The following is a 24,552-nucleotide window of genomic DNA, read 5'->3' on the forward strand; positions in this document are numbered from 1 at the left end:
CTGAAAGGGATATACTTACTGTTCCATACCTTAACCAGACGTAAATCCTATGAAATATGATACTTCCGAGCTTTGTGACATCTATCAAGAAGAAGTAAATGTGGTAGAGCCTATGTTCTCCAATTTTGGTGGGCGTACTTCATTTGGTGGTCAAATCATCACAGTCAAATGTTTTGAAGACAACGGGTTAATTTACGACCTACTTGAAGACAACGGTCACGGCCGTATTTTACTGATAGATGGTGGTGGTTCTGTACGTCAGGCATTGATTGACGCAGAACTGGCACAACTCGCTGTGCAAAATGGATGGGAAGGCATCGTCATTTACGGTGCAGTACGTCAGGTTGACCAATTGGCAGAGCTCGACCTTGGTATTCAGGCTATAGCGGCCATCCCTGCCGGTTGTCGTGATGAAGGAACCGGTGCAAGCGATATCCGGGTAAATTTCGGTAGTGTAACCTTCTTCTCTGGCGATTATCTGTATGCTGACAATACGGGTATCATTCTATCCGAAGAGCCATTGGCACTTGATGACAGCGAAGATGAAGAGATCATCTAACGACAGCGTAATAAAACCAAGGGCGATTTTTTGGATCGCCCTTTTTTGTCTGCCAGCAATGTGTAATTACTGGACATCTTCCATTTTGCCTAACAAGGCACGCAAACGCTCCTGCCATACTTGCTGCTCTTGTTGTAATTGCTCATTCTCATGAACCAGAGACTCGCGGCTGCTGGCTGCGGTTTCAATCTCCTGAGACAAAGACTTATTTTTTTCTTTTAATTCTTCAATTTCCATTTGTAGCAGGGTAATAGTATCAATCGCCTGCTGAACCTTGGCTTCCAGCTTTTCAAAAACTTCAAATGACATTCTCGGTTCCCCCTTATAAGCAATCGTCTGATTGTATGTAGCCGAAGCGCCCCTGTCTAGCAACATCCCCAACACTTGAAAAATAACTATCAAATAAAAACTACAAAGTGCCTTACACTTTAATTTTTAGCAAAACGCCAGAAAAATGCGGAATTGCTCATTTTGTTGACACAACACACACATTTCAATTTCGCTATTTCTCGTTTCCGCGCATTAACGATAAATTTACAACACCTTCCTTTCAATGCTGAAAGGCGAAAATAATTACCACTCTAAAATCTTCTTCGTAGGATAGAACATATGAGCCAAACCACTAGCACGACATTAACCGGACAATGTATCGCTGAGTTTCTTGGTACCGCACTATTGGTTTTCTTTGGCGTAGGTTGTGTTGCCGCTGCCCGTATTGCTGGCGCACAACTGGGCTTGTGGGAAATCAGTATTATTTGGGGGATGGGTGTCGCACTGGCAGTTTATCTCACCGCAGGTGTTTCCGGTGGTCACCTTAACCCGGCGGTGACAATTGCCTTATGGCTGTTTGCCCGTTTCGAGGGCAAAAAAGTCGTTCCTTTTATTATTGCCCAAATGATCGGTGGTTTTATCGCTGCCGCTATCATCTATATGATGTACTACAGCGTATTCCTTGATTACGAGCAAGTCCATAATATCGTTCGCGGTACCCCTGAAAGCCTGTTTACAGCAGGTGTATTCTCCACTTACCCGATGGCATCACTATCTATTTCTCAAGCATTTATGGTAGAAGCCATCATTGCCGCAGCGCTACTGTGTCTGATTCTGTCACTGACTGACGATGGTAACGGTGTTCCGCGCGGGCCTCTGGCTCCGTTATTGATTGGTATTCTGATTGCCGTTATTGGTGGCGCCTTTGGCCCATTAACCGGCTTCGCCCTGAACCCAGCCCGTGACTTTGGTCCTAAACTCGTTGCTTATCTGGCAGGTTGGAGAGATATCGCCCTGACTGGTGGACGTGAAATCCCTTACTGTCTGGTTACTCTGACCGCACCGATTATCGGCGGTATTATAGGAGCATTCGGCTACCGCAAACTTATTGGCCGCCATTTACCATCTGATGCCAACAAGACTAAAGACCAAAACAAAAAGAAAGCCTAAAGTAGAGCATTACCAGAACAGGTTATTATCATGACAACAAAAAATATGATTGAGAAAAAATATATTGTCGCTCTTGATCAGGGAACGACCAGTTCCCGGGCAGTCATTCTTGATCACGATGCCAATATTATCTCTATTTCCCAAAGAGAATTTACTCAAATTTATCCTAAACCGGGCTGGGTCGAACATGATCCCATGGAAATTTGGGCAACCCAAAGCTCAACGCTGGTAGAAGTACTAGCGAAAGCGGATATTAGTTCTGATCAGATTGCCGGCATTGGCATTACCAACCAACGTGAAACAACAATTATTTGGGAAAAGGAAACCGGTAAACCCATCTACAATGCCATTGTTTGGCAATGTCGTCGTACCGCAGATGCCTGTACCAAACTGAAACAAAAAGAAGGTCTGGAAGAATATATTCGCCAGAACACAGGATTGGTCGTGGACCCTTACTTCTCTGGCACCAAAGCAAAATGGATTCTGGATCATGTTGAAGGTGCCCGTGAGCGGGCAGAAAAAGGCGAGCTACTGTTTGGTACTGTAGACACTTGGCTGGTATGGAAAATGACCCAGGGCCGTGTCCACGTTACGGACTACACCAACGCGTCCCGTACGATGCTGTTCAATATTCACAATCTGGAGTGGGATCAACATATTCTTGATGAGTTACAAATCCCACGAGCCATGCTACCCACTGTTCATTCATCTTCTGAGATTTATGGTCAGACCAACATTGGCGGTAAAGGCGGCACCCGGATCCCCATCGCCGGCATTGCCGGTGACCAACAGGCAGCACTGTATGGTCAGCTTTGTGTCCAGCCCGGTATGGCGAAAAACACCTACGGAACAGGCTGTTTCCTGCTGATGAACACGGGTACAGATGCCGTACGCTCCAACCACGGCTTACTGACAACCATTGCCTGTGGTCCCCGCGGCGAAGTGAACTATGCGCTTGAAGGTGCGGTTTTCGTTGGTGGTGCCTCTATTCAGTGGCTGCGTGATGAGCTGAAACTTATTGCTGATGCGGCTGACTCCGAATACTTTGCCACCAAAGTTAAAAACAGCAACGGCGTGTATGTGGTTCCCGCTTTTACCGGTCTTGGCGCGCCCTACTGGGACCCTTACGCCCGTGGTGCCATTTTCGGCCTGACCCGTGGCACAAACAGCAATCACATTATCCGTGCAACACTGGAATCCATTGCCTATCAGACCCGTGATGTACTGGATGCCATGCAAGCGGATGCAGGTACCCGATTGCAAGCCCTGCGTGTAGACGGAGGTGCCGTTGCTAATAACTTCCTGATGCAATTCCAATCAGATATCCTAGGTACCCGCGTAGAACGCCCTATAGTGCGTGAAAGCACTGCACTAGGAGCCGCATTCCTCGCCGGATTGGCTGTAGGCTACTGGCAAGATCTGGATGAAGTGAAAAGCAAAGCCACCATTGAGAAAGAATTCCGTCCGGGTATTGAAACCACCGAGCGTAATTACAAATACAATGGCTGGAAAAAAGCGGTTGCCCGCGCGCAAGTCTGGGAAGATAAAAACTAAGATTTGCTGATAGATAGAAAGATAAAGAAAGGGTGGAATTTTCCACCCTTTGAAATTCTATTTCTTTCCTATTTTCAGAAATTTTCTTTTAAAACTGAATCGAACATTAAGATCTAACGTAAAGCCTAATTTCGACAAACTTTTTATTATCTCGTAGATAGGATCAGAATATTCCTTTGATAATTTATCTCTACATTTATAGATAAAATCTATAGCATGGCAAACTGTTAGTTTTCTGAATTTTCTACTGAAATTCTTATCGGCTATTAAGATAACCTCAACTATTCAAACCAGAAATTAAGAAAACAGATTCATTTCCCTATGACACAGAATCGATAATGGTATTTATATCGATAGACTAAAATCACGGCATAAAAACAAACTGTTCCGGGGTTTCAGGATAGGAGATTAATCCCAATGGCAAACTGGATTACAGGAAAAGTCACACAAGTGATTCACTGGACGGATACCTTATTCAGCATCAGGATGCATGCACCGGTTGAAGAGTTTACCGCGGGTCAATTCGCTAAACTAGCGCTGGAAATAGAGGATGAACGGGTTCAACGGGCCTACTCTTACGTTAATGCGCCGACAGATAATAATCTTGAATTCTATTTAGTGACGGTTCCTGAAGGCAAACTCAGCCCACGATTAGCAGCACTGCAACCCGGTGATGACCTATTAGTTACAGAACAAGCCGCCGGATTTTTTATTCTTGATGAAATACCGGATTGCAAAACATTATGGATGCTTTCAACGGGGACAGCCATTGGCCCTTATCTGTCAATCCTTCAGCAAGGGGATTATCTGGACAGATTCGAGAACATCGTATTAGTGCATGCAGTCAGGCTAACACAAGATTTAAGCTACCTGCCCTTAATGGAACAATTAGTGCAGCGCTTCAATGGCAAATTACGAATTCAGACGATTGTCAGCCGCGAGCAAAATCCTAGCTCATTAACTGGCCGTATTCCGGCATTGATTGAAAATGGCGAACTTGAGGCGGCTGTCGGGCTGCCGATGAACAGCGACAACAGCCATATTATGCTATGCGGTAACCCCCAAATGGTGAAAGATACCCAACAACGGCTAAAAGAGCAGCGTGGAATGGCAAAACACCTGCGCCGCAAACCAGGGCATATCACCAGCGAACAGTACTGGTAATTTTAATCATCTTTGGCAGAAATAAAATCCACTTTTTCTGCCCCCTCACCAAACTGGTTTGGCCCATCCGTGCCACGGAATACACCGCAATCAAGCACCATCATAACGATGATTAATGTGGGGATAAAACGGCCAATCCCCCATTGCCAAAAGGGTTCCATTCCACCCCAATCAGCGGCAATCAGCAACCATGCCAGCAATAAAAGCAGCGACCAGCCTCCTCGTTTATTGCGATCATGCAAACGCTTCGTCATTATTGCCGCTGCGGGATACATTACCAAAACCAGCGCAAAAACAGCATAGTGCATGGTCAAAGAACTCATTCCCTGAATAGTCAAGATAACAAACATCAAGGCCAGACAAACACCGATGCCAATCCAGAATTCCCGTCGCCCAATTCGCCCTTTAAATGAAAAACCCCATTGTTGTAATGTCATCTATTCTTTTCCAATCGTGTATTCTATTTTTCGGTGCAGTTTAACCCAAGCGAGCGGCAACATGAAAATGGACATTTATAAATTTCTGGCGATAACGTTAATGGCAAGCAGCGCGGGCTTACCGTTAGTAACCCATGCCGATAAATCCAAAACAACTGGCCCCATCGTACAAGCGGCCTACCTTCTGCCAAATGCCCCCTCTTTTGATGAAACCATTCCGCAGTTTCGTGAAAAATATAATCGCCGCAACCCGGCATTGCCACTACACGAGTATCGGGTCATTACCGGCAAAGACATTTATCTGCCACTGACACGGGCAGCCAGCAAAATCAATGAGAAACTTTACTCCTCGGCGGTATTGGAACGGGGAAGTGAAAAAATCAAAAGTCTGCAACTGACATTACTGCTCTCAGAAAATGAAACAGAAACTCAGAAAAATCAAATTCTGACAGAGCAGTACATGATAGCGTTAATGCGCCATTTTAATCCGACCCTTTCACCGGAGCAAGGCAAAGAAAATATTGATAATTTACTGAAAAACAGCAAAAAATTGCCATTTTACCGCCACAATATCGGCGCCATTCTCTATATTGTGGTAAACAGTCGCGAAAAAGCGCTTACTTTTGCCATTGAACCGATTAAGCTATCGTTATCTGGACCAGAAAACTAATCAAAATTAGTGATAAAAAGCAAAGCTATTGTTTGTAATGATCACTATACTGTGGACCACTGATCTAACGACTTGATCCCAAGAATGAATTTCATTCAATCCACTACTTAAAAATTCTCTGGTTGGAGGAAAAAACATGCGACATCCATTAGTTATGGGTAACTGGAAATTGAATGGCAGCACCCATATGGTCAACGAGCTTATCACTGGCCTGCGTAAAGAACTGAACCATATTGCTGGCTGTGAAGTCGCTATCGCGCCACCAGCACTTTATCTCTCTCAGGCTAAACAAGCGCTGATTGGCAGCCACATGGCTCTGGGCGCACAAGATGTTGACGTCAACCTGTCTGGCGCATTTACCGGTGAAACTTCCGCTGAAATGCTGAAAGACATTGACGCAGAATACATCATTATCGGCCACTCTGAACGCCGTACTTACCATAAAGAAAGTGACGAATTCATTGCGAAAAAATTTGCCGTTCTTAAAGAACAAGGTCTGATCCCGGTTCTGTGTATCGGTGAAACTGAACAGGAAAATGAAGCCGGCCAAACTGAAACCGTATGCGCAAGACAAATTGATGCTGTTCTGAACACATTAGGTGTAGAAGCCTTCCAAGATGCGGTAATCGCTTACGAACCCGTTTGGGCGATTGGTACCGGTAAATCAGCAACCCCAGCGCAAGCTCAGGCTGTGCACAAATTTATTCGTGACCACATTGCGAAGAGCGACGCGGCAATCGCAGAGCAAGTGATTATCCAGTACGGTGGTTCTGTGAACGCAGGTAACGCGGCTGAATTATTCACCCAGCCGGATATTGACGGTGCACTGGTTGGCGGCGCTTCCCTGAAAGCTGACGCTTTCGCTGTTATCGTAAAAGCCGCCGCCGCAGCGAAAAGAGCCTGATTCAAATTTTAGTGATCATTGTCCGCCGTACACCTACGGCGGTTATTCACTGCTGACGTTGAATAATCTCATCAAATACACCGCCAGTCACAAAATGCACTTTTTGCGCTTTTCCCCAGCCATCAAATACTTTATCGACCGTAAATAACGTCAATTCCGGGAAAAAGGCCCGGTATTTATCGGCAATGGCTTTATCACGTGGGCGATAATAGTTTTTAGCCGCTATCTCCTGCCCAACAGGAGAGTAAAGGTATTGCAAGTATTCCGTTGCCAACTGACGACTGCCACGTTTATCCACTACCTTATCAACAACAGAAACTGTCGGTTCAGCAAGGATTGAAACGCTGGGTGTCACAATTTCGAATTTATCTTTATCAAGCTCATTGATAGCCAATAAAGCTTCATTCTCCCAGGCAATTAAGACATCGCCGATCCCACGTTCAACAAAAGTATTGGTCGCTCCTCGCGCGCCGGAATCCAGCACTTCAACATTCTGGTAAAGCGCTTTAACAAACGCTTTGGCTTTATTCTGATCCTGATTGTTATGCGCCAACCCATAGCCCCACGCAGCCAGATAATTCCAGCGTGCGCCGCCTGATGTTTTTGGATTTGGTGTCACAACAGCCACACCTGGACGAATTAAATCCGGCCAGTCTTTAATTTGTTTTGGATTGCCTTTCCGCACCAGAAAAACAATTGTTGAAGTATAAGGAGCAGAATTATCGGGTAAACGCTTAATCCATCCTTTATCTATCCGGCCACGCTCGGCAATGGCATCCACATCATAGGCCAGAGCCAGTGTCACCACATCCGCCTCAAGGCCATTGATAACAGATGTTGCCTGCTTACCGGAACCGCCATGAGATTGCCGGATTGTCACTTTATCCCCGGTTTTCTGCTGCCAATAATCACTGAAAGCTTGATTATATTGCTGATATAACTCTCTGGTTGGATCATAGGAAACATTAAGAAGTTGAAGATTCTTTGCCCATACACTGCTACCGGTCATCAACAGTAACGCCAATGCCACATGCCATCTGACTCTCATTTGAATCTCTCCACAAACTGTTTTCACTGTTATGAAATTCAAGGCTGACAGAAAGCGTTATCACTCAGAAATAATTAAAAACATTTACTTATATGCAAGAGGAATATACTGAAAAGTAATTACAGCCTCCAGAGAGGCTGCAACAGATTTAAATTTGCTTGTATTGACGTGATCAATACAGCTTTTTCGCAGTTTCCAGCCAATCCTGTTTAAACACACGTTTCATATTCTGCACTGCATCAATGATGTCATGATGAACAAGTTTCTCGTTCTGGATACCAACACAACGGCCACCATAACCTTCCAACAGTAATTGAATGGAATATGCCCCCATACGGGAAGCCAGAATACGGTCGTAAGCGACTGGGGAGCCACCACGCTGAATATGGCCTAAGACGGTTGCACGGGTTTCATGATGAGTCTCTTTTTCGATATGCCGCGCAAGTTCATAGACATCACAAACATGCTCGGTAATCGCAACGATCGCATGGCGTTTACCTTTATCAATACCTGCTTTAATCTCAGCCACCAGTTCATTACGACTAAATGAGACTTCAGGCAAAACGATAAACTCACACCCCCCTGCAATAGCGGCTGACAGAGTAAGATCACCACAATAACGCCCCATCACTTCAACAATGGAAATACGTTTGTGGGAAGTTGAAGTATCACGCAGACGGTCAATGGCTTCAACAACCGTTTCTAGCGCGGTGAAATAGCCGATGGTATAGTCCGTACCCGCCACATCATTATCAATGGTCCCCGGCAAACCGATACATGGGAAACCGGCTTCGGTCAGTTTCTTCGCCCCAAGATAAGAACCATCACCGCCAATAACTACCAATGCATCAAGACCGATTTTTCTCATGTTCTCAATAGCGATAGCACGAACTTTCTCATCCCTGAACTCAGGGAAACGAGCTGAACCCAGAAAAGTACCACCGCGGTTAATCATGTCGGATACACTGAAACGGTCAAGTTTCTTCATGCGGTTTTCATACAAGCCAAGATAGCCATCATAAATACCGAAAACCTCTAACCCTTCGGTTAATCCTGCACGAACCACACCACGAATAGCCGCATTCATACCCGGCGCATCACCGCCACTCGTTAAGACACCGATTCTTTTGATCTCGTTGATCATGATGACCTCTAAACTTGTAGATGTAATAATTGCAAACCCGCTAACGGCGGACTTCGTATGCTATCACTTTGCCTGAAACAGAAATCTGCCTTTTTAACCTGTTATCGCCCAGCGCACTGAGGCAATCATGCTGAATTGATTCAACCTTGCATATAATACGGTAAAAAACCAAGTCTGCATTAACAATGGATCCCTTTTTGAGATCAATTTAACTGAAAATAATTTAATTATAACTCCGCGACTCCTCATACTGATCAGGAATACGCCTTATCAGCAATAAAAAAGAGGCCAGCACTGTGGCAACCTACACCACAGTACTGATCAATCATCTATAACCCTCATTCATTACACTGGTATCTTTCCACTACGTATAGAAATAACGTGTCAGATGGAAAAATACTGGGGCGGCAAAACATAAAGAATCGATTCTGTCTAACATTCCGCCATGACCTTCAATCATTTCACCAAAATCTTTGATGCCACTATCGCGTTTTATCGCTGACATACACAAACCGCCGATAAAACCCATCAACGTAATCGCCAACGACATCAAACCTGCCTCCCACGGAGAAAATGGCGTTACCCAGTAAAGTGACATTCCCAATAAAACGGAAGCCAAAATGCCGCCGGCAAAACCTTCAACGGTTTTATTCGGGCTTAACTTAGGCACAATCGGATGTTTACCAAACAATTTACCAAACACATACTGCAAAACATCCGACATCTGCACCACAATCATTAAAAACAGTAATAATTCGACATTCTCCCCTTCATAGCCTGGAATATCCAACATCAATAAAGCAGGCGCATGGCTAATACAGAATACAGCAACTAACATTCCCCACTGTATTTTAGCTGTCCGCTCCAGAAAGTTTGTCGTATCGCCAGCCAAAGCAATACGGGCAGGTAAAAACAGGAAAACATAAACAGGAATGAAAATAGAAAACACGCCATACCACTGAATACCAACAGCAATATATTGCAATGGCATGAAAATAAAGAAACACCAGAACATGGCCTCATGGTCACTTCGTCGTGTTGGTGTCAAAGTGAAAAATTCCCGTAAAGCAAAAAATGACATACTTGCAAATAATAAAACTGAACCGATTGGCCCAACAATGACGGACAACACACAAACAATGCACATTCCCCACCAACCACGGATGCGGGCATTCAGATTCTCAATTGTCGGATGGCTTCCCCCTGAATGCTTAGAGGCCAACATTGCCCCAACAATACTGGCAACAATTAACGGCACAAACATGCCACCCAGTAACAAAAGCAATTTATTATTAAGTATGGTCATAGTATTAACGCCTCCAATGCCAGGCGAGCCCGCTGTAGAAAATCAGCTTTTTCCTCGTTTTCATCTAATTTTTCCAAAGGCTGGCCAAATGTCGCCGAACAAATAACCGGAACAACAAGTGCCGAACCTTTTGGCAAAACCCGGTTTAAATTCTCCAGATAGACAGGAATAAGCTCAACATCAGGGTATTTCTTGGCTAAATAATACAGACCACCTTTAAACTTATTGATTTGCTCGCCACTTCCCCGCGTCCCTTCCGGGAACAAGATCAAAGACTCCCCACGTCTCAATACATCCTCCATTGGTATAAGCGTATTTTCTTTTAAACCATCCTCCCCTTTGCGATCAATCAGGACAGCCCGAAAAACTTTATTGATAAAATATCTGCGCAGACCCGTCTTACTCCAATAATCACGGGCAGCGACCGGATGCACCCGATAGCGTAATACCCGGGGAAATCCGGCCCAAATAACTAATCCATCCAAATGGCTGGTGTGATTGGCATAATAAATCCGGGCAACTACCGATGGCTTACACCCAATCCAACGAATACTCACCCCGGTTAATAAACGGCAAAGCCCGGACAGAAAAGAGCCCATCCCTTTACTTACCAATGTCACTTCTTGTGATCTATTCATTACAAGCATCCTTCTCTTGCAACTCAGCCAATATGACTCTGGTTCGCCGAATACATGTCCAGAGACAACCTAATGTAATAACAACTAATATCGCAAACAAAAGATACTGGCCCCATAACTGAGATAAAAAAGCGGCGACGATTGAACCAACCGTAATTAATGCCATCCGGTGCTGTTTCGCCATGGGGCCAAGGAAACGCTGAGGTAAACCACAAGTACCACCTAATAAACGAATATAAGCTGTCAAAACAGCCAATAATGCAGCAATACAGCCAAGAGAAATCGCAAATGGAAAAAGTGTTAAACCATATCCCAATCCAATCAGAATAAAAGAATCCGCAATACGATCTGGAAGATCATTAAAAACAGCGCCGGCAGCCGTCTTCAATCCTCCTTCAACAGCAACCACCCCATCCAATAAATTACACATTAGCCTGGCTTGAATAAGTAGCGCCCCAGTAATCAATAAAATTGAAGTTAGCCAGAAAGGTCTGATCAGAAAACAAACCGCAAAACACAACCCAGCTAATACAGCAAAAACAACACTGGCAACAGATATGCCATTTGGTGTCACCCCTCTATATTGCAGCCATTTAGCCGTTTTCCCGACCCATATTGCATTACGTGTTTTTATCGGACGCCTATCTTTTACCTCATTACCAGACATATCATTTCCCTTTCAAAAAACAAATGAACAATCAAATCCACTTAAGTTAAATGAAATAAGATAAACAGGATTGGTTAGAATAACAACAATAAAAAAACCTGCCGGAGGGAGGAGGGAAAGATTTTGGTATCAGCATCATCCGCTGTACAGGCCAGCCCAACAATGGCGGTGCTGACAGAATGGTCTATGCACACCTTGCCCCGGACTATCTGCAACACGCCATTACATTAAATCCTCTTAATGGAGGGGTTGAGCTAGAGAGCGTCCACACTCAAAAACTTTCGTATACTTTCTAACCCCCTCATACTTTTTATGTTGCTGTTTTGCAAAGAAATGTGTTGTAAGTAACTTAAAAAAGCCCGGTTATTCTTCTGGAGGTGTGCAATATTCTGAGAATTTTTATATTTTCTATATCCTCATCGTAACGGTAGAGCATGATGAAAGGAAAATGAGGGACAACGAGTTTTCTATAACGTTCATCTGGGCTGTTACGAGCCTTTATGCCTACATATGGGCTAACTTTCAAAAGTTCAGCCATTTCCGAAAATTTTGTATTAATTTCATCAGCCAATAACAACTCAGCCTGTTCAAAGAAGTAGAGATAAATTTGCTCCCGGTCAGTGTGGGCGGTTTCTTCCCATGAAATACGTATCACTTTATCCCCTGCTCAACTTATTACGCAGTAGAGCCATCCGGCGATGACTTTCTGAATCATCAATAAAATGAGCCAAGCCGTTTTCACATCGGTCAATTGCTTTCTCAATTTCCGCTTCTAACCAGTGAACATGGGTATTTTTTTGATACTCACGTTCTTCATTCGCCAACTCTTCGGCTTTTTGTCTCATTAACTTTGTTAAGTCTGTCTGATGGCGTTTGGCAGTTTGCATGGCTAAACGCTTGGTTTCTTCATCAATACGAAAATGAATCGTCTCCATTCATCCTCCTTAGTTCATGTTGTCATTTGTGTTGTCACATTAGCACAATAGCCTATAACAACAATGTTGTTTTCAAAGAAAACAAAAAAATGATAACCCGCCATATCTGGGAGACCAGTAAAGAACAGGCCAGAGAAAACCGATTAACCCTATGGGGGAATAAAGATCTACAAACGACGAAAGGAGGTGATAGAGCGCAGTTTTGCGGATGCGAAGCAACATCACAGACACCGTTATACCCGTTTTCGTGGGTTGCAGAAAGTGCAAATATAGTGTTTTTTGGCAGCAACAGCCCAAAATATCAAGATGATAACATTACTGATCGGGTTGGTAGGACTAAGCAGAACGTTGGTAATGCGGCCTGATCTGCCGTATACTTGACGTATTAACTATTAATACATTGGTGAGATATGAGAAAAATTACTACTGTCAGTATGGGCGAACAGCTTGACAGGTTCGTACAGCACATGATTGAAAGTGGTCGTTATGGAAATGCCAGTGAAGTTATGCGTTCAGCTCTGCGTTTGCTGGAGCAACAAGAAACTTACGATGAGATTGTACGCAAGGCGGTTATTGCTGGCTTGGAAAGTGGGGAAAGCTCGCTGACCCTACGGGATATAGCGGAACAACGGAAACGCAGACATAATGTATAAGCTCACGGATCAGGCTGCTGAAGATTTTGCTGGGATTTATGATTATACACTTTTGCAGTTCAGTGAAGCTCAAGCTGACCATTATACGGAGGCACTGGAAGCATTTTTTGACACGCTAGCTGAGATGCCACATATAGGGAGGGAATACCCATCTGTCCCAGGTGTAATGCGGGTTGAGTTTCACCGCCACACGGTTTTCTATACTATCCGGGATACCGATATTCTGATTGCGCGTATCCTTCATCAACAGATGAATCACCCCCGTCATCTTCTTTGAGCGGGCGGATGCTACGTTGTTAAGCAACCGTAGCACTCAAAAGTGTCCACACTTAAAAATTTCCACGCTACTTATGGGAAATTATAGTTAGCAGGTCTGAATTGCAGCCTGATTTATGATAACGATGATCTTCGATATGAAAATCATAAATCGCTGTTAACTATCAGAACATAACTGGCACATCATGTTCGAATTTAAAAATGGTGATGCTTATACTTTAAACTTGGAGGATTATCACTAATGAGACAAGCTATTGTTTCTCATCCGGGCGTTATGGTATCCAACATGCTGGAGGATTTGGGGGGTTGGCGTTCGCTAGTTTGCTAAAAACATCGGCGTAACTCCAGCGTTTTGGATGCGCTTACAGACGAACTACGACTTGCGCCAACTGGAAGATGAAATCGACACGTCAGAGATTGTTCTCTACGGCGACAATGACGAAACACCGCAGATCACTTCAAAGCATTAAGCAAAAGTAAAAAACCAACAAATGTAGGGACCAGTATAGCCCACATTAACTACATTTTTAATAACTGACGGTTAAGTTTATGATTAACATAAGTCACTATTGCAGTATCTGTTATCGCTGGGGTGGTTGAGTAGACCCCAACAACCCCAAGCAGCAATAAAAACAAGTTTCGTCACTGTCCGGCGTTATCTATTTTATTGAAGTTCCCGCTCAAGCAGCTGAACTATGAACTGGTTCTTTGAGACTGCGTGTGATATTGTCACCGCAGTCAAGCGAGCTTCCAGCCAGCCAGGATAACGAAGAGTAAAAGATTTTAGCTTGCCCTCTTCCTTGAATGGGTTAATTCCCTCTTCCTCGCACGTTTCTATATATTCAGCCAGTGAGATTTGTCCCTCTTTTTCAAGCCCGTCAATACTGTTTGATACGAAATCACAATATCCGGTGACATCCAGAAATTTGCCGCGAAAGGCCCTAATTTCTGCTTCGTAGGTAACAGAAGCGGGATGGCCGTCGATAGTCATAATGTTGTTGCTTTTAATCATGTTCGACTCCTATTACATTTTCGAACCACTCACGAAGGCCATTGACTGCGCCTTTATCCATTACGTTACCAGGATGAGGTTGATGAGTCTGATAGACTGAGCCCATGAGGATAAACTTCCGGCGTGATCCGTTGCCGTTCTTGATCTTCCCCCCCAGTTTGTTAATCAGGCTGACTACATCAGCCCATTTTATGCCGGATTTCGGCGGGATGGTCAGCACATCCGCAAGGATCTTGCGGTGCTTTGAACTCAGCTCTTTAACCTTAATCATCTTTCATCCCATTGACGTCATTTGATGATATCATTCTATTTTGGTCCCATTATGATGTCAAACAATGACGTCATTTTTCGCTTCTTAAGTTTGTTAATTGGGGCTTGAGTTGAGTAGACCCGCCGGTTACCCGGACGGACCCCTCCTTAGAACCGGACGTGCGGAACTACCGCATCCGGCTCCCAACAGATCAGAACCCCCACACATATTCAGCGAGCCCTGAATATTGATCGGGTTTTCCATTTCGTTGGATAACCCATCATTTTCAGGATCAGATTCAGCTTTTTCCACGTCAGTTGGCGACGACCACCTTTACGGTTGAACCATCTTCATTTATCAAGGCCGAACAGGAAAGTACCCTCGATAAGTCACTATTGCAGTATCTGTTATCGCTGGGGTAGGAGCATATCAACCTAGCTGGGGATTACCTCTGGCGCAACAGCATAGACCACTACGACCACTGTTGCCGAATTAACGTGCTTTATTTAGTGAACCATCCACCACGAATGATAAGACACAACTGAGTGATTTCATCAATATTTGGTGGCTATATTACGGACAAAACACAGACAATGGAGCAATAGAGAAGCGACATCTCACCAAAACAATGAGGCAGCTTAACAACCCCACAATAGGTCACCTCACAAAGAGAGTCATCATGGAACATCGGGGAAAACGGCTGGCTGATGGAATAAGCGAGAAAAATGTTGCTATGACCTATCTCACAACACCAGAGATAGAACTACTGCTTAATTCTCTAAATAAAGAGGAAAAAAAGCTGGCTTTACTTTGCCTTAGCACTGGCGCTCGCTGGGGGGAAGCGGAAAGTCTGGCCGCTCAACAGGTACTAAAAGGCCGTGTAATTTTTCTAAATACCAAAAATGGAGATCAACGCATCGTTCCCATTTCTGACAAATTAGAGAAAGAAATTCGCGGCAAAAAGAAAATGGGCAAGCTGTTCAATGTTGACTACATAAATTTCTGTAAGATCTTACATGTAGTAAAGCCCGACTTACCTAAAGGACAAGCAACTCATGTCCTCAGGCTCACTTTTGCCAGCCACTTAATGATGAATGGAGGGAATATAATTGCATTACAACAGATATCAGGACACGCCAGCATAATCCAAACAATGGTCTATGCACACCTTGCCCCGGACTATCTGCAACATGCCATTACATTAAACCCTCTTAAGGGTGGGATAGAAGTAGAATAAAGCTAGAGAGTGTGGCGAACGTCCACCAAGCGTCCACACTCAAAAACTTTCGTATACTTTCCAACCCCCTCATACTTTTTTATGTTGTTGTTTTACAAAGAAATGCGTTGTAAGTGACTGAAAAAAAAGGCCCTAAAAAGGGCCTGAAAGACAGGGATGGTGTCTATGGCAAGGAAAAATTTCGTTTGCTACTATTTACTTTACTGCTTAACTGCTATGGGTATTACAAATCAGTTCGGTAACTGAGACATACGCTGCTGATGATGTTGCTCCAATTGCACCTGCTGCTCAGGAGTCAGCAACTGATACATCTGATGATGAATACGGGCCATTTCTACCTGACGTTCAACATTATATTTGAGCATCTTTTCAACCTGAGCCTTTACTGCCACTTCATTAAAATCTTTCGCAGTGACCAGCTTACGCATCTCTTCACGTTCTGCACGACTCATGGACATTGATGAATGCTGTTGATGTTTTTGCCCCATCAAATCACGCATTTGCTGACGCTGTTGCTCAGTCAAAGTAATACCATTAAACATATGGTCGTTATCACCGATTTCACTATTACGGTAATGATGGTTCCCCTCACTTTTATAACCACAAGGTACACAATGACCCGGTATCGTAGCAGCGTGTACTATACTTGCTGTTTCAGCTAAAGATGCCGTCGAACCAAGAACAAATATTGACGCTAAAACTGACACTGCTATGTTACGCATTAAACAACTCCTCGTTTCCCCGAACGATGCTATTCGATTCAAATTGTAGACAACTATACCTACGTGGCTGCAAACTAGCGTCAGAGCTTGTAAAAGAACGTAAAGTCGTGGAATAGCAAAGTTCGTTATCGTATTTTGCTCTTGGAGGAAGTAATCAATGCATAAAATCCTATTAGTTGATGATGACCGAGAACTGACATCACTATTAAAAGAATTACTTGAAATGGAAGGATTTAACGTTGTTATCGCTCATGACGGAGAGCAGGCATTAAAATTCCTTGACGATTCAATTGATCTGCTATTACTCGACATTATGATGCCGCGTAAAAATGGCATTACAACGCTGAAAGAACTCCGGCTAGACCATCAAACCCCGGTGATTATGCTGACAGCACGTGGAAGCGATTTAGATCGTGTTCTGGGACTGGAATTAGGGGCAGACGACTATCTCGCCAAACCATTTAACGATCGTGAATTGGTAGCACGTATACGCGCTATTCTGCGCCGTTCAAACTGGAGTGAACAGCAACAGACAGAAAACGGCCCTCCTCCCGTTCAGGTTGATAAACTGCACTTAAACCCAGGCCGACAGGAAGCCAGCTTTGCTAATCAAATATTAGATTTAACCGGGACTGAATTCACCCTACTCTATTTATTGGCTCAACACTTAGGCAAAGTTGTTTCCCGCGAACAACTGAGCCAGGAAGTATTAGGTAAACGACTGACTCCGTTTGACCGGGCAATTGATATGCATATTTCCAACCTGCGCCGTAAATTACCTGAACGGGAGGATGGCCTGCAATGGTTTAAAACGTTACGTGGCCGCGGATATTTAATGATTTCCCCAACATGATAAACAGTCTAACAGCACGCATCTTCGCCATTTTCTGGTTTACCCTGGCATTAGTCCTGATGTTGGTCTTAATGGTGCCGAAACTGGATTCCCGGCAACTAACCTCCCTGCTGGAAAATGAATACCGGCAGGGCGTCATGCTGGAACAACATATTGAAGCAGAATTAGCTCAAGATCCGGCTAATGATTTACTTTGGTGGCGCCGTTTATTTCGCGCAATTGAAAAATGGGCACCACCAGGACAACGCCTAATACTGGCGACGAGTGAAGGACGGATTATTGGTGCCCAGAGAAGCGAAATGCAAGTTGTCCGCAACTTTATCGGCCAATCCGATAACGCGGATCATCCGAAAAAGAAAAAATATGGCCGTTCTGAGATGTTAGGACCATTTTCTATCCGGGATGGGGAAGATCATTACCAACTTTATTTAGTTCGCCCGGCGAACAGCCCGCAATCAGACTTTATTAACCTGATGTTTGACCGGCCACTATTATTATTAACGGCCACCATGTTAATCAGTGCGCCATTACTATTATGGCTGGCATGGAGTTTAGCCAAACCTGCCCGTAAATTAAAAAATGCCGCAGACGACGTTGCGAAAGGTAATCTGCGTCAGCATCCCGAATTGGAAGCTGGACCACAAGAGTTTTTGGCGGCAGGTAACAGCTTTAACCAAATGATCAGGGTATTAGAGAGAATGGTTACAGCACAACAACGGCTCATCTCCGACATCTCCCATGAACTGCGCACGCCTCTTACCCGTCTGCAACTGGCAACGGCATTACTTCGCCGCCGCCACGGTGAAAGCAAAGAATTGGAAAGAATCGAGACAGAAGCCCAACGTCTGGACAGCATGATTAACGATCTGCTAGTGCTCTCCCGCAGCCAGCATAAAAACGAACTCCTGCGGGAAAATATCAAAATAACCGATTTATGGAACGATATTCTTGATAACGCCATCTTCGAAGCTGAACAAATGGATAAAACCCTTGAGGCAACCTTACCACCGGGCTCCTGGACCATTTACTGCAACCCATTAGCGCTTGGCAGTGCTTTTGAAAATATCGTGCGTAATGCCTTACGCTACTCCCACCACCATATTGCGGTCACATTCCATGCTGATCATCAAGGGATCACCATTACCGTTGATGATGATGGCCCAGGCGTCAACCCGGAAGACCGCGAACACATATTCCGTCCTTTCTACCGTACAGACGAAGCCCGCGACCGGGAATCCGGCGGCACAGGCCTTGGCCTGGCGATTGTTGAAACCGCCGTTAGCCAGCACCGCGGCTGGGTACGTGCTGAAGACAGCCCATTAGGCGGCTTACGTCTGGTCATCTGGCTACCGCTTCATGGGCGGTAATACAAATATCAAGATCGCCTAACCTTATTCTATCAATTCATCAAACAAGTATTCTGTCAGGCTTGACCCAGAAGGGCTGACAGTTTACTCTTTTTAATAATCATTAATAAACCTTATCTTTACCTGCTTATTGCTACGACAAGCGGCAGAAAAAAAACACTGAAAAATCAAAATATTAAATGAATTTATAGAATTATATGGATTTCTGGGAACCAATAACCTAGTGCGGTAGCTTTATTATTATTTCACTATTTATTATTTCAACAATAGACTTTACGTAAACTATTTAAAAATAGCCTGTTAAAGTTTCATCTGCCAAATAGCACTTGTGAAAATAAATAGCATCCTAATTAAAAACTGCGAAATATTATTTATTTTCACAAGTTCATTTTCAGGTCATAATATTAAAGGCAAAATATGTCATCACTAAACATTCTCACCGATAAATTTGATAATAAAACAGCCATTATTGCCATTGTTGGCCTTGGCTATGTTGGCCTACCTTTAATGCTGAGATATAACGATATTGGCTTTAAAGTTATTGGGTTTGATATTGATAAAGCAAAAACAGATAAATTAAATCAAGGTCAAAGTTATATTGAACATATTCCCGCAACCAAAATTAATCAGGCCATCCATACCGGTTTTGAAGCTACAACAGATTTCGAAAAAATAACCGAATGCGATGCGATTATTCTTTGCGTCCCCACGCCGTTAAATAAATACCGGGAACCCGATATCAGTTTCGTGATTAACACCACCGAAATGATAAAACCCCATTTAAGAGCCGGACAACTCCTCTCCTTGGAAAGTACCACTTATCCCGGCACCACCGAAGAGGAGTTATTACCTCGGGTGGAAGAAAACGGATTAACCGTGGGTGAAGATATCTTCCTGGTCTATTCACCCGAACGCGAAGACCCTGGTAATCCTGATTTCGAAACCCGCACCATCCCAAAAGTCATTGGCGGTCATACTGAAAACTGCTTAAAAGCCGGGATGGCCGTTTACCAACAAGCCATTGACCGGGTGGTTCCCGTCAGTTCAACCAAAGCGGCCGAAATGACTAAATTGCTTGAGAATATACACCGGGCGGTCAACATTGGTTTAGTCAACGAAATGAAACTGGTTGCCGACAAAATGGGCATTGATATCCATGAAGTGATTAAAGCCGCTGCAACCAAACCTTTCGGCTTTGTCCCCTATTACCCCGGCCCGGGATTAGGCGGTCATTGCATCCCCATTGATCCCTTCTATTTAACCTGGAAAGCCAGAGAATACGGTATCAATACCCGCTTTATTGAACTCTCCGGTGAAGTCAACTCATCCATGCCCGACTATGTTGTTTCCAAAACCGTCTTAGCCCTGAATAAAGCGAATAAATCCATTAATAATAGCCGCATTTTAGTTTTAGGTATCGCCTATAAAAAGAATGTCGATGACATGCGAGAAAGCCCTTCGGTACATATCATGGAGAAATTAAAAGAACTGGGTGCCAACGTAGAATATTCCGATCCTCACGTCCCGGCATTCCCTAAAATGCGTGAACACCATTTTAACTTAATCAGCCAGCCTGTCACTGAAAAGAACCTAAAAGAATTTGACTGCGTTATTTTAGCCACCGATCACGACAAATTTAATTATGAACTCATCATCAATAACGCAAAACTAATCGTTGATACCCGCGGTAAATATTCCCCAAATCACCCAAACGTGATCAAAGCTTAATCCAGGACAAACCATGCTTAACATAATTAAAGACCGAAAAATAAAATTCGCTTTAGTGGGTTGTGGCAGAATTGCTAAAAATCACTTTCATTCTCTGGCAACACATCAGGAAAACGCTGAATTAGTGGCAATCTGTGATAACGATCAAACGGTATTAAAAGCGGCGATAGAAACAACCGGCGTCCCGGGTTTTAGCAGCCTCAATGCGATGCTGGATAATATCACTGCCGATATCATTATCCTGACCACCCCCTCCGGGCTGCATCCCGAACAAGCCATTGCCTGCTTTAATAAAGGCTTTCATGTCGTCACAGAAAAGCCCATGGCGACACGACTGGCCGATGGCGAAAACATGGTCAAAGCCGCAGATAAAGCCGGAAAACGTCTCTTCGTCGTCAAACAGAATCGCTTGAACGCCACATTACAATTACTGAAACGGGCGGTCAGTGAAAAACGGTTTGGTAAAATCCATCTGGTTCACCTCAATGTTTTCTGGACCCGACCGCAAGAATATTACGATCAAGCCGCCTGGCGGGGCACATGGGAATTTGATGGCGGTGCCTTCATGAATCAGGCCAGCCATTATGTTGACTTAATTGAATGGTTAATCGGCCCGGTCAAAGATGTACAGGCCATGACATCAACCCACCTGGATATCGAAACCGAAGATACCGGGGTACTGAACATCCGCTGGCGAGACGGAACATTAGGCTCGATGGCCGTCACCCTGTGCACTTATCCTCAAAACCTTGAAGGCTCCATCACCATTCTGGGTGAAAAAGGCACCGTCCGGGTGGGAGGTTTAGCCGTCAATGAAATCCAGGAGTGGCATTTTTCCGACGAAAAAGAGTATGACCGGCAAGTCAAAGAAGCAAATTATGAAACCACTTCCGTTTATGGCTTTGGTCACCCACTTTATTATCAAAATGTCATTGAGGTCATGAAAGGCGAAGCTAATCCCATTACGGATGGCCGGGAAGGATTAAAATCATTAGAACTGCTTATCGCTGCCTATCTCTCAGCCAGAGATAATAAAACCATCTCGTTACCTTTAACGTATTAAATAAAGGGAAAAGATCTCATGTCAACTGAACACGTAATGATACATCCCAGTGCCATCGTTGATGAAGGGGCGCAAATCGGGAAAAACAGCCGCATTTGGCATTTTACCCATGTGTGTTCCGGTGCCCAAATTGGTGAAGGCTGCTCTTTAGGACAAAATGTCTTTATTGGTAATCAAGTCACCCTCGGCAATCATTGCAAAATACAAAATAACGTCTCTGTTTATGACAACGTGCATTTAGAAGAGGGGGTATTTTGTGGCCCAAGCATGGTATTTACCAATGTGTATAATCCACGTTCATTGATTGAAAGAAAAAGTGAATATAAAACCACCCGGGTGAAAACAGGTGCCACATTAGGTGCCAACTGCACCATTGTGTGTGGTATCACCATCGGTGCCTATGCCTTTATTGGTGCCGGTGCGGTCGTCAATAAAGATGTACCGGATTATGCCCTGATGGTCGGCGTGCCGGCCAAACACATTGGCTGGATGAGTGAATTTGGTGAACAATTAGATTTACCGCTGCACGGGCAAGCCATAACAACCTGCCCGCACACGCAGCATATTTATCAACTCAACCATCATACCGTGACCCGAATTAAAGTATAAAAGGTAAAGAACAATGCAATTCACCGATCTCGCGGCCCAGCAACGCAGAATTAAAGATAAAATTGACGCGAATATCCAGAAAGTCCTCACCCACGGAAAATATATTTTAGGGCCCGAAGTGGCGGAATTAGAAGAAAAGCTGATGGCCTACACCGGGGCCAAATATTGTATTACCTGTGCGAACGGCACCGATGCCCTGCAAATTGCCTTAATGGCCATTGGCCTCAAACCCGGCGACGAAGTTATCACCCCCGGATTTACCTATATCGCCACCGCGGAAACCGTTGCGCTACTGGGTGGCATTCCGGTCTATGTTGACGTCAAGCCCACAACCTATAACGTAGATCCGGCCCTGCTGGAAGCCGCGATTACCCCGAAAACCAAGGCAATTATTCCGGTTTCTTTATTCGGCCAATGTGCCGATTTTGATGAAATTAATGCCATCGCAGAAAAATACAACCTGACCGTAATAGAAGACGCGGCCCAAAGTTTTGGCGCAACTTATAAAGATAAGCGCTCCTGCAATTTAACCACACTCTCGTGCACCAGCTTCTTCCCCAGCAAGCCCTTAGGGTGCTACGGTGATGGCGGGGCTATTTTCACCAACGATGAAGAACTGGCGAAAATTATTCGTCAAATTGCCCGTCATGGTCAAGACAGACGATACCATCATATCCGAATAGGCATTAACAGCCGTTTAGATACGCTACAAGCGGCCATTCTGCTGCCCAAACTGGACATCTTTGAGGAAGAAATAGCATTACGTCAATGTGTGGCAGAAAACTACAATCAAGCGTTAAACAAAATCGGCATCACAACCACACCATATATTGAACCCCACAATCTCTCTGCCTATGCACAATATACTATTCGGGTTAAAAACCGCGATGAATTGCAACGCAGACTAAAAGAACAAGGCATTCCAACCGCGGTGCATTACCCCATTCCCTTGAATAAACAACCTGCGGTTGCCAGCAATATTGCTCTGCCTGTCGGTGATGAAATAGCCCAGGAAGTGATTAGTTTGCCTATGCATCCTTATTTATCCATAGATTTAATTAACAAAATCTCCAGCTCAATTTAAATTCTATGAATAATAAATTTCTAAGGAATCTATCTGGCTTATTACTTTCGTCATTAATAAGCCAGATATTACTACTGCTATCAACACCAGTACTGACAAGATTATTTTCACCTGAAGAATTAGGGATTTATGCTTCACTTTCCTCCATTTTAAGTATTTTGGCAGTAGGTGCTTGCCTCCGTTATGAATTTTCAATCAGCGCATCAGAAAAAGAACGTGAAATTAATTCATTAGTCACATTATCTTGTATAATTTCAATCATCATTAGTTTTATAGTAATCACTACTTTTGCAATAGTTAACATCCCAGAAAAAATAATTATAGGAAACCACCTATACTATATACCTCTAGGTATTATTACTTATGGGTTTTATAGAGCAATGAGCTTCAACAGCATAAGAAAAAAACAATACCGTGAGTTCTCTATCACTAAAATAGCTCAAACGGTCACGATGATTAGTGTTCAAATAATCGGGGGTATCGCTAGTTTAGGCGCAAGCAGTCTTATCCTGGGGCAAATATTAGGCCAATCATTAGGTGTGCTATTTTTGAGTAAAAAATCTCAATATCGCCTGATGATAAGGAAAAACGAGTTTAGAAAAATAAGACTACTTGCTAAGAAATATTACAAATTTCCAGTTTATGACTTCCCTGCCAGCTTAATTAATACGGTTAGTAATGAACTCCCTCAATTGTTTATAATGTCTGCCTACGGGCTAAAATCCGCAGGATTTTATTTAATCGCATCTAAAATATCAGGTGCACCGATTACACTACTAAACCAAACAGTTTCATCTATATTACAAGGATATTTAAAAGGTACGCCTGCATCATCTTTCTTAAAAATCAAAAAAACATGCTATTACCTAACACTCATTTCTCTCTTATTTGCCACAGTAACATACTTGGTTGGCATACCAATTATAACATTTATTTTTGGTGAAGAATGGCATGAATCAGGTAAATATCTATTATGCCTAATACCTCATTTATCTGGACAAATAATATATTCATCATTATCAATATATTTATCCATTTATGAATACCAGAAGAGCAATTTATTTATTCAAACAACATCTATTATATTAAGATTTATGGCTCTTTCCATTGGATATATATTAGGAGACATTTATCTCTCCATTCTATTATTCTCATTCACCAGTCTTACACTTTATCTGATCAGTACTGCTTATATTTTAAAATTATCGTTCATACGCAAAAAAGAAGGTTAA

28 protein-coding genes and 1 pseudogene are annotated in these 24,552 nt (G+C 43.6%); 17 read left to right on the forward strand and 12 right to left on the reverse strand.

Annotation, left to right across the window (positions count from 1 at the left end; translation table 11 throughout):
• Window positions 1-49: 49 nt before the first annotated feature.
• Window positions 50-559: a ribonuclease E activity regulator RraA gene (gene rraA, locus ACGF7G_RS01060; RefSeq protein ID WP_133813996.1), complete on the forward strand. Its 510-nt coding sequence runs from the start codon at window positions 50-52 to the stop codon at window positions 557-559.
• Window positions 560-625: 66 nt separating this feature from the next.
• Here rraA and zapB read toward each other — a convergent pair whose 3' ends face one another.
• Window positions 626-868: a cell division protein ZapB gene (zapB, locus tag ACGF7G_RS01065; RefSeq protein ID WP_133813997.1), complete on the reverse strand. Its 243-nt coding sequence runs from the start codon at window positions 866-868 to the stop codon at window positions 626-628.
• A 300-nt stretch (window positions 869-1,168) separates the two neighbouring features.
• Here zapB and ACGF7G_RS01070 point away from each other — a divergent pair, with 300 nt between their 5' ends.
• The 3 genes from ACGF7G_RS01070 (at window position 1,169) to fpr (ending at window position 4,717) form a co-directional block, all read left to right on the forward strand.
• Entirely contained in the window at window positions 1,169-1,999 is an 831-nt protein-coding gene (locus ACGF7G_RS01070; RefSeq protein WP_387462973.1) for an MIP/aquaporin family protein, read from the forward strand.
• A gap of 30 nt (window positions 2,000-2,029) precedes the next feature.
• Window positions 2,030-3,553 (forward strand): glycerol kinase GlpK, encoded by a 1,524-nt coding sequence (gene glpK / locus ACGF7G_RS01075; protein ID WP_387462974.1) that lies wholly within the window; start codon window positions 2,030-2,032, stop codon window positions 3,551-3,553.
• A gap of 417 nt (window positions 3,554-3,970) precedes the next feature.
• Window positions 3,971-4,717 (forward strand): ferredoxin--NADP(+) reductase, encoded by a 747-nt coding sequence (gene fpr, locus ACGF7G_RS01080; protein WP_387462976.1) that lies wholly within the window; start codon window positions 3,971-3,973, stop codon window positions 4,715-4,717.
• A 2-nt stretch (window positions 4,718-4,719) separates the two neighbouring features.
• Here the strand turns inward: fpr and ACGF7G_RS01085 are convergent, their stop codons facing one another.
• The gene (locus ACGF7G_RS01085) at window positions 4,720-5,154 is read right to left on the reverse strand and encodes a DUF805 domain-containing protein (RefSeq protein WP_387462978.1); all 435 of its coding nucleotides are present in this window, start codon (window positions 5,152-5,154) and stop codon (window positions 4,720-4,722) included.
• A 67-nt stretch (window positions 5,155-5,221) separates the two neighbouring features.
• On the opposite strand from ACGF7G_RS01085, the gene ACGF7G_RS01090 reads away from it, so the two are divergent.
• A complete protein-coding gene (locus ACGF7G_RS01090) occupies window positions 5,222-5,824 on the forward strand; it encodes a DUF1454 family protein (RefSeq protein ID WP_387462979.1) in 603 nt (200 codons plus the stop codon).
• Between the two features lie 136 nt (window positions 5,825-5,960).
• On the forward strand, window positions 5,961-6,728 hold the full coding sequence (gene tpiA, locus ACGF7G_RS01095) for a triose-phosphate isomerase (RefSeq protein WP_387462981.1): 768 nt from the start codon (window positions 5,961-5,963) through the stop codon (window positions 6,726-6,728).
• Between the two features lie 46 nt (window positions 6,729-6,774).
• Here tpiA and ACGF7G_RS01100 read toward each other — a convergent pair whose 3' ends face one another.
• The 7 genes from ACGF7G_RS01100 to ACGF7G_RS01130 form a co-directional block, all read right to left on the reverse strand.
• Complete coding sequence (locus ACGF7G_RS01100) at window positions 6,775-7,776, reverse strand: sulfate ABC transporter substrate-binding protein (protein WP_387462983.1); 1,002 nt, start codon at window positions 7,774-7,776, stop codon at window positions 6,775-6,777.
• Between the two features lie 172 nt (window positions 7,777-7,948).
• Window positions 7,949-8,920, reverse strand: a complete 972-nt coding sequence (pfkA, locus tag ACGF7G_RS01105) for a 6-phosphofructokinase (protein ID WP_133814005.1) — start codon at window positions 8,918-8,920, stop codon at window positions 7,949-7,951.
• Window positions 8,921-9,284: 364 nt separating this feature from the next.
• Window positions 9,285-10,226 (reverse strand): phosphatidate cytidylyltransferase, encoded by a 942-nt coding sequence (locus tag ACGF7G_RS01110; RefSeq protein ID WP_387462986.1) that lies wholly within the window; start codon window positions 10,224-10,226, stop codon window positions 9,285-9,287.
• Window positions 10,223-10,864: a lysophospholipid acyltransferase family protein gene (locus ACGF7G_RS01115; protein ID WP_387462988.1), complete on the reverse strand. Its 642-nt coding sequence runs from the start codon at window positions 10,862-10,864 to the stop codon at window positions 10,223-10,225. The genes ACGF7G_RS01110 and ACGF7G_RS01115 overlap by 4 nt, the downstream gene beginning before the upstream one ends.
• Window positions 10,857-11,531: a CDP-alcohol phosphatidyltransferase family protein gene (locus ACGF7G_RS01120; protein ID WP_387462990.1), complete on the reverse strand. Its 675-nt coding sequence runs from the start codon at window positions 11,529-11,531 to the stop codon at window positions 10,857-10,859. The genes ACGF7G_RS01115 and ACGF7G_RS01120 overlap by 8 nt, the downstream gene beginning before the upstream one ends.
• Before the next feature lie 349 nt (window positions 11,532-11,880).
• Window positions 11,881-12,186: a type II toxin-antitoxin system RelE/ParE family toxin gene (locus ACGF7G_RS01125; protein WP_387462992.1), complete on the reverse strand. Its 306-nt coding sequence runs from the start codon at window positions 12,184-12,186 to the stop codon at window positions 11,881-11,883.
• A 1-nt stretch (window position 12,187) separates the two neighbouring features.
• Window positions 12,188-12,466 (reverse strand): damage-inducible protein J, encoded by a 279-nt coding sequence (locus ACGF7G_RS01130; protein ID WP_387462993.1) that lies wholly within the window; start codon window positions 12,464-12,466, stop codon window positions 12,188-12,190.
• A gap of 86 nt (window positions 12,467-12,552) precedes the next feature.
• Between ACGF7G_RS01130 and ACGF7G_RS01135 the strand changes: the two are divergent.
• From ACGF7G_RS01135 to ACGF7G_RS01145, 3 genes and pseudogenes are all read left to right on the forward strand, one after another.
• A pseudogene (locus ACGF7G_RS01135) lies at window positions 12,553-12,847 on the forward strand (transposase); the annotation flags it as partial.
• Window positions 12,848-12,876: 29 nt separating this feature from the next.
• On the forward strand, window positions 12,877-13,119 hold the full coding sequence (locus tag ACGF7G_RS01140) for a type II toxin-antitoxin system ParD family antitoxin (protein WP_387462994.1): 243 nt from the start codon (window positions 12,877-12,879) through the stop codon (window positions 13,117-13,119).
• Window positions 13,112-13,396 carry a type II toxin-antitoxin system RelE/ParE family toxin gene (locus ACGF7G_RS01145; protein ID WP_065388624.1) on the forward strand — a complete coding sequence of 95 codons (285 nt, stop codon included), beginning with the start codon at window positions 13,112-13,114 and terminating at the stop codon, window positions 13,394-13,396. The genes ACGF7G_RS01140 and ACGF7G_RS01145 overlap by 8 nt, the downstream gene beginning before the upstream one ends.
• Window positions 13,397-14,059: 663 nt before the next feature.
• On the opposite strand, the gene ACGF7G_RS01150 is transcribed toward ACGF7G_RS01145, so the two are convergent.
• Entirely contained in the window at window positions 14,060-14,407 is a 348-nt protein-coding gene (locus ACGF7G_RS01150) for a type II toxin-antitoxin system HicB family antitoxin (RefSeq protein ID WP_065388623.1), read from the reverse strand.
• Window positions 14,400-14,678, reverse strand: a complete 279-nt coding sequence (locus ACGF7G_RS01155) for a type II toxin-antitoxin system HicA family toxin (protein ID WP_387462996.1) — start codon at window positions 14,676-14,678, stop codon at window positions 14,400-14,402. Before ACGF7G_RS01155 ends, ACGF7G_RS01150 begins: the two co-directional genes overlap by 8 nt.
• A 520-nt stretch (window positions 14,679-15,198) precedes the next feature.
• Between ACGF7G_RS01155 and ACGF7G_RS01160 the strand changes: the two genes are divergently transcribed.
• On the forward strand, window positions 15,199-15,894 hold the full coding sequence (locus ACGF7G_RS01160; RefSeq protein ID WP_387463191.1) for a tyrosine-type recombinase/integrase: 696 nt from the start codon (window positions 15,199-15,201) through the stop codon (window positions 15,892-15,894).
• Between the two features lie 230 nt (window positions 15,895-16,124).
• Here ACGF7G_RS01160 and cpxP read toward each other — a convergent pair whose 3' ends face one another.
• Window positions 16,125-16,616 (reverse strand): cell-envelope stress modulator CpxP, encoded by a 492-nt coding sequence (cpxP, locus tag ACGF7G_RS01165; RefSeq protein WP_387462998.1) that lies wholly within the window; start codon window positions 16,614-16,616, stop codon window positions 16,125-16,127.
• A 157-nt stretch (window positions 16,617-16,773) separates the two neighbouring features.
• Here cpxP and cpxR point away from each other — a divergent pair, with 157 nt between their 5' ends.
• The 7 genes from cpxR (at window position 16,774) to ACGF7G_RS01200 (ending at window position 24,552) form a co-directional block, all read left to right on the forward strand.
• A complete protein-coding gene (cpxR, locus tag ACGF7G_RS01170) occupies window positions 16,774-17,469 on the forward strand; it encodes an envelope stress response regulator transcription factor CpxR (RefSeq protein ID WP_387463000.1) in 696 nt (231 codons plus the stop codon).
• Complete coding sequence (gene cpxA, locus ACGF7G_RS01175) at window positions 17,466-18,836, forward strand: envelope stress sensor histidine kinase CpxA (protein WP_387463002.1); 1,371 nt, start codon at window positions 17,466-17,468, stop codon at window positions 18,834-18,836. The genes cpxR and cpxA overlap by 4 nt, the downstream gene beginning before the upstream one ends.
• A gap of 417 nt (window positions 18,837-19,253) precedes the next feature.
• Complete coding sequence (locus tag ACGF7G_RS01180; protein ID WP_387463003.1) at window positions 19,254-20,564, forward strand: nucleotide sugar dehydrogenase; 1,311 nt, start codon at window positions 19,254-19,256, stop codon at window positions 20,562-20,564.
• 13 nt (window positions 20,565-20,577) lie between these two features.
• Window positions 20,578-21,627, forward strand: coding sequence for a Gfo/Idh/MocA family protein (locus tag ACGF7G_RS01185; RefSeq protein ID WP_387463004.1), 1,050 nt, complete (start codon window positions 20,578-20,580; stop codon window positions 21,625-21,627).
• Window positions 21,628-21,645: 18 nt separating this feature from the next.
• Complete coding sequence (locus ACGF7G_RS01190) at window positions 21,646-22,236, forward strand: DapH/DapD/GlmU-related protein (RefSeq protein WP_387463005.1); 591 nt, start codon at window positions 21,646-21,648, stop codon at window positions 22,234-22,236.
• Window positions 22,237-22,249: 13 nt separating this feature from the next.
• Window positions 22,250-23,320, forward strand: coding sequence for a DegT/DnrJ/EryC1/StrS family aminotransferase (locus ACGF7G_RS01195; protein ID WP_387463007.1), 1,071 nt, complete (start codon window positions 22,250-22,252; stop codon window positions 23,318-23,320).
• A 5-nt stretch (window positions 23,321-23,325) separates the two neighbouring features.
• Window positions 23,326-24,552, forward strand: coding sequence for a lipopolysaccharide biosynthesis protein (locus ACGF7G_RS01200; RefSeq protein ID WP_387463008.1), 1,227 nt, complete (start codon window positions 23,326-23,328; stop codon window positions 24,550-24,552).

This window comes from Photorhabdus sp. RM323S (genome assembly GCF_042879375.1).
Lineage (GTDB): Bacteria > Pseudomonadota > Gammaproteobacteria > Enterobacterales > Enterobacteriaceae > Photorhabdus > Photorhabdus tasmaniensis.